The following is a 5015-nucleotide window of genomic DNA, read 5'->3' as shown; positions in this document are numbered from 1 at the left end:
GGGCCTGTTCATCAGCGCAGAAGCGACACGCCCTCCCCCAGCCCCTCCCGCGAGCGGGAGGGGAGTTAAACGGCCCCTCCCGTAACCGGGAGGGGCTTTTTGTTTGTTCGCCCTCCCCCTACAGCCTCCCCATGACCGACACCCCCACCCGCCCCGCGCTCGCTTATCAGCTAACCGTCGGCAAGGGTCCGCCGGTGGTCTTCCTGCCCGGTTATGCCAGCGACATGAGCGGGTCGAAGGCGGTAGCGCTGGAGGAATGGGCGAAGGCGGTTGGCCGCACCTATCTGCGCTTCGATTATGCCGGTTGCGGCGCGAGCGAGGGTGAGTTCGCCGACCAGACGCTGACCGGCTGGCGCGACGACGTGCTGGCCATGCTCGACATGCTGGCCGAGCCCGCGATCCTGGTCGGATCGTCGATGGGCGGCTGGCTCATGCTGATGATCACGCGCGACCATCCCGAACTGGTCGCGGCGTTGGTCGGCATCGCGCCGGCGCCCGACTTCACCGACTGGGGCTTCTCGATGGACGAGAAGATGAAGCTGCTCCAGGACGGCCAGCTCGAGCGGCCGTCGCCATATTCGGATCAGCCGACCGTCTATACCAGCCGCTTCTGGCAATCGGGCGAGGCGTCGCGGCTGACCGCGTCGATGCTGGCGATCGACTGCCCGGTGCGCATCCTCCACGGCCAGGGCGATCGCGACGTGCCGCACGAACGCTCGCTCCATCTGGCGCGGATCCTCCGTTCAGCCGACGTGCAGGTGACCTTGATCAAGGACGGCGACCACCGGCTGTCGCGCGACCAGGACATCGCGCTGCTGATCCGCACGATCGAAGGACTGTCGACGCGATCATGATCCTGCTTCCGCTGATGTTCCAGGTCGGGTCGACCCCGTCGGCTTTGTCGCCGAACGAGCAGCGCTATCGCGCGTGCATCGCGCTGGCGACGAGTGATCCCAAGGCGGCGGAGGCGGAGGCCGACCGGTTCCGCAGCGCCGGCGGCGGCGCCAGGGCGCACCAATGCCAGGGCATGGCCTATGCGCAGGAAGCGCGCTGGGGCGACGCCGCGACCGCGTTCGAGGCGGCGGCGCGCGATGCCGATACGGCCCATGATCCGGAAGCGGCGCGCTATTGGGCGCAAGCGGGCAATGCCTGGCTGGCGGCGGGCGATGCGGTCAAGGCGCAGACCGCGCTGACGACCGCGATCACCGCGGGTACGCTCGATAATTTCGGCCGCGGCGAGGCTTTGCTCGATCGCGCCCGCGCCCAGGTCGCGGCCGGGCGCCTTGCCTCGGCACGGGGCGACATCGATGCCGCGCAGGAAGCGACGCCCAAGGATCCGCTCGCCTGGTTGTTGTCGGCGACGCTGGCGCGACGGATGAACGATCTGCCCCGCGCGCAGACCGACATCGCCGAGGCGCTGAAATTGTCGTCGGACGATGCCTCGGTCCAGCTCGAGGCCGGCAATATCGCCGCTCTGTCGGGCGATGCCGATGGCGCGCGGACGGCGTGGCAGGCAGCGGCCAAGCTCGCGCCCGGCACTGCGATCGCGGACAATGCCCGCGCCGCGCTGGCGCAGTTCGATGCGCCTGCTGCGGCGCCCGCTGCGCCGCCTGCGCCAAGTGCGCCGAGTGCGCCAGCTAACAAGCCGTAAATCTGATCGCTCCGGCTTGAATCCTTCCCCGGCGAAGGCCGGGGCCCAGTATCGATGACGTGGAGATGGCATCCCGCCGACGAAAATGCGGGGAGGCTGGGCCCCGGCCTTCGCCGGGGAGGCAGTGATTTCGCCACAGACCGCCCAACCGATCAGCCGAGACTGGCGCGACTCCCCTCTCGCCCCTATCTCCCGCCTGAACCAGCAGGGAGAAGACGAATGAATTATCTCCACACCATGATCCGGGTCAGCGATCCGGACGCGACGGTGCGGTTCTTCGAGCTGCTCGGCCTCAAGGAAGTGCGCCGCTTTGACAACGAAAAGGGCCGCTTCACGCTGATCTTCCTGGCGACCGAGGAAGATCGGCAGATCGGCGATGGACGCGCGGAGGTCGAGCTCACCTACAATTGGCCTGCGGAGGACGGCAGCGCCGAACACTATTCGGGCGGGCGCAATTTCGGCCACCTCGCCTATCGCGTCGATAATATCTACGAGACGTGCCAGCGGCTGATGGACGCCGGGGTGACGATCAACCGTCCTCCCCGCGACGGCCACATGGCGTTCGTCCGCACTCCCGACAATATCTCTATCGAGTTGCTCCAGAACGGCGTGCTCGAGCCGGCCGAGCCATGGGTTTCGATGCCGAACACGGGCGAATGGTGACCCCGTGTCGGCTGCGACTGATCGCTTCCTGGCGCTGACCGGCGCGCGCCTGCCGCTGGTCCAGGCGCCGATGGCCAATTTCGCCGGAAGCGCGCTGGCGATCGCCGCGCTGAAGGCCGGCGCGGTCGGATCGCTCGCCTGCGCGGTGCTGTCGCCCGATCAGGTAGCGGCCGAGGTCGCGGCGATCCGGGCGGCGGCGGCGGGGCCGATCAACGTCAATTTCTTCTGCCACAAACTCGGTCCGCAACCCGACGAGAGCGCCTGGCACGCGGCGCTCGCTCCCTTCTACCAGGCGGAGGGCGTGACCCCGCCGGCCCAGCCGCCGGCGTTGCGCAAGCCGTTCGATGCGGCGATGGCCGATGCGATCGAGGCGGTGCGGCCGGAGATCGTCAGTTTCCATTTCGGCCTGCCCGAGCGCGACCTGCTCGATCGCGTCCGCGCGACCGGGGCACGCATCTTCGGCAACGCGACTACCTTGGCCGAGGCGCACTTCCTCGCCGACGCGGGGGTCGACGCGATCATCGCCCAGGGGTTCGAGGCGGGCGGCCATGCCGGCCATTTCCTGATCGGCCATCGTCCGATCGGCGTGCTCGCGCTGGTTCGCCAGATCCTGAACCATATCGACTTGCCGGTGATCGCGGCGGGCGGGATCGCCGATGCCGGCGCGGCCAAAGGCGCCGTAGCTGCGGGCGCGGCAGCCGTGCAGGTCGGCACCGCCTATCTCCGCACGCCCGAAGCGACGACCAGCGCGGTGCACCGCCGGCTTCTGGCGGAGGCTAAGCCCGAGGATAGCGTGTTCACCAATCTGTTCTCCGGCGGGCTGGCGCGCGGGTTGCGCAACCGCCTGATCGAGGCTCTAGGGCCGGTCAGCGATGTTGCCCCGCCTTTCCCCTATGCCAGCGCCGCACTGGCGCAATTGCGCGCCAAGGCCGAAGCCGACGGGCGCGGCGACTATTCGCCATTATGGGCGGGCCAAGGCGTCGGCCTGTCGGATGACGAACCGGCCGAAGATTTGACCGCCAGGCTCGGCGCCGCGGCGCTGGAAGGAAGCAGGATATGAGCAAGCTCGACATCGTCCGCATCGCCGCGCTCAGCGACAATTACATCTGGGTGGTCCACGATCCCGACAGCGGCGAGACGATGGTGGTCGATCCCGCGGAGGCCGATCCCGTGCTGGCCGAGGCCGAGCGGCGCGGCTGGACGATCAGCGCGATCTGGAACACGCATTGGCATCCCGATCACACCGGCGGCAATGCGGCGATCAAACAGGCGACCGGCGCGCCGGTGATCGCGCCCGCCGCCGAAGCCGCGAAAATCCCCACCGCCGACCGACTGGTCGCAGAAGGCGATACGGTCAAGCTGGGCAAGCACGTCGCGACCGTGCTCGAGACGCCGGCGCACACCGCCGGGCACATCACCTATCATTTCGCCGATGACGCGGTGGCGTTTACCGGCGACACCTTGTTCGCAATGGGCTGCGGCCGCTTGTTCGAAGGCACTGCGGGGCAAATGTATGCCAATATGCAACGGCTGGCCGATCTGCCGCCTGAAACCTCAGTCTATTGCGCGCACGAATATACTTTGTCCAATGCCCGTTATGCGCGGGTCGCCGAGCCCGACAATGACGCTATCGCCGATCGCCTGCGCGCGGTGGAAAAGATGCGTGAGCGTGGCGAGGCGACCGTGCCGACGACGATCGCGCTGGAGCGCGCCACGAATCCGTTCATGCGTGCACAATCGGTTGAACAATTTGCCGAAAGACGGGCCTCTAAGGATGTATTCCGCGGCTGAACCGGTATAGGATCGGGCCGAGGGGATGCGAAGGAGCCGCTCATGCGTAACCGTATCTTTCCGTTCGCGTCATTGTCCGTTGCGGCAATCGCGCTGGCGTCCTGCACAATGACTCCCGCCGAGACCGCCCGCGCCGCCGATGCCAAGGCCGCGACCCAGGCCGCGCTGGGCAAGGAACTCGCCGGGCTGACGCCGACCGAGACCAAGGACTGTATGGACAATTACCAGTCCTCGTCGCTCAAGGCCTATGGCGGGACCCTGGTCTACAGCGTCAGCAGGAAGCTGAAATACGTCAACGACACCGGTGGCGGTTGTGAGGCGGTCGAACGCGGCGACATCCTGGTCACCAAGTCGCCCTCGGGGCGGTTGTGCCGCGGCGACATCGCGCGCACGGTGATGCCAGGATCGCACGTCCCGTCGGGCAGCTGCGCGCTGGGCTCGTTCGTCACCTACCGCGCGAAATAATGCCATGCGCATCGTGCTGATCCCCATCGCGGCGCTGGGCCTGCTCGGCGCCGCCGCACCCGCCGCTCCGCGCCAGGGAACGATCGAGAGCGCACTTGCCGGACGCGTCGCGGGCAAACCCGTCGATTGCGTCGACCATTCGCGTCTCGACGGCCCGCAAGTCATCGACGACAAGACGCTGATCTATCGTGAATCGGGCCGTCGTATCTGGCGCAACGATTTGATCGGCGTGTGCCCCGGCCTCAAGCCGATGGACACGCTGATCGTCGACGTTTTCGGCACGCAATTATGCCGCAACGACCGCTTCCGCGCGCTGACTCCGGGCCTGAGTATCCCGGGCCCCTACTGCCGGCTGGGCAAATTCACGCCTTACGACAGGCCGGCCAAGGGGAAATAGGAGGCGACCCGAGCAGAATCGTAAGGTTCGCGCCTCCCCTCCCTGCAA

7 protein-coding genes are annotated in these 5015 nt (G+C 67.5%); all 7 read left to right on the top strand.

All coding sequences use genetic code 11. The features are described from left to right. Positions 1-131: 131 nt before the first annotated feature. The 7 genes from SPR01S_RS20480 to SPR01S_RS20450 all read left to right on the top strand — a co-directional run bounded on the left by SPR01S_RS20480 (position 132) and on the right by SPR01S_RS20450 (position 4967). The gene (locus SPR01S_RS20480; protein ID WP_066593556.1) at positions 132-854 is read left to right on the top strand and encodes an alpha/beta fold hydrolase; all 723 of its coding nucleotides are present in this window, start codon (positions 132-134) and stop codon (positions 852-854) included. After that, positions 851-1651: a tetratricopeptide repeat protein gene (locus SPR01S_RS20475; RefSeq protein ID WP_066593553.1), complete on the top strand. Its 801-nt coding sequence runs from the start codon at positions 851-853 to the stop codon at positions 1649-1651. Before SPR01S_RS20480 ends, SPR01S_RS20475 begins: the two co-directional genes overlap by 4 nt. Positions 1652-1870: 219 nt before the next feature. Then, positions 1871-2314 carry a VOC family protein gene (locus SPR01S_RS20470; RefSeq protein WP_066593550.1) on the top strand — a complete coding sequence of 148 codons (444 nt, stop codon included), beginning with the start codon at positions 1871-1873 and terminating at the stop codon, positions 2312-2314. A 4-nt stretch (positions 2315-2318) separates the two neighbouring features. Then, complete coding sequence (locus SPR01S_RS20465) at positions 2319-3374, top strand: NAD(P)H-dependent flavin oxidoreductase (protein ID WP_066593548.1); 1056 nt, start codon at positions 2319-2321, stop codon at positions 3372-3374. Further along, positions 3371-4105 carry a hydroxyacylglutathione hydrolase gene (gene gloB, locus SPR01S_RS20460; protein WP_066593546.1) on the top strand — a complete coding sequence of 245 codons (735 nt, stop codon included), beginning with the start codon at positions 3371-3373 and terminating at the stop codon, positions 4103-4105. The genes SPR01S_RS20465 and gloB overlap by 4 nt, the downstream gene beginning before the upstream one ends. Before the next feature lie 42 nt (positions 4106-4147). Continuing rightward, positions 4148-4570, top strand: a complete 423-nt coding sequence (locus SPR01S_RS20455; RefSeq protein ID WP_066593542.1) for a hypothetical protein — start codon at positions 4148-4150, stop codon at positions 4568-4570. A 4-nt stretch (positions 4571-4574) separates the two neighbouring features. Then, positions 4575-4967 carry a DUF6491 family protein gene (locus SPR01S_RS20450; protein WP_174531916.1) on the top strand — a complete coding sequence of 131 codons (393 nt, stop codon included), beginning with the start codon at positions 4575-4577 and terminating at the stop codon, positions 4965-4967. The last annotated feature ends 48 nt before the right edge of the window (positions 4968-5015 follow it).

Origin of the sequence: Sphingomonas pruni NBRC 15498 (assembly GCF_001598455.1) — a bacterium.
Taxonomy (GTDB): domain Bacteria; phylum Pseudomonadota; class Alphaproteobacteria; order Sphingomonadales; family Sphingomonadaceae; genus Sphingomonas; species Sphingomonas pruni.
The sequence above is the reverse complement of the archived record's forward strand: the minus strand, read 5'-3'. Positions and strand labels throughout refer to the sequence as shown.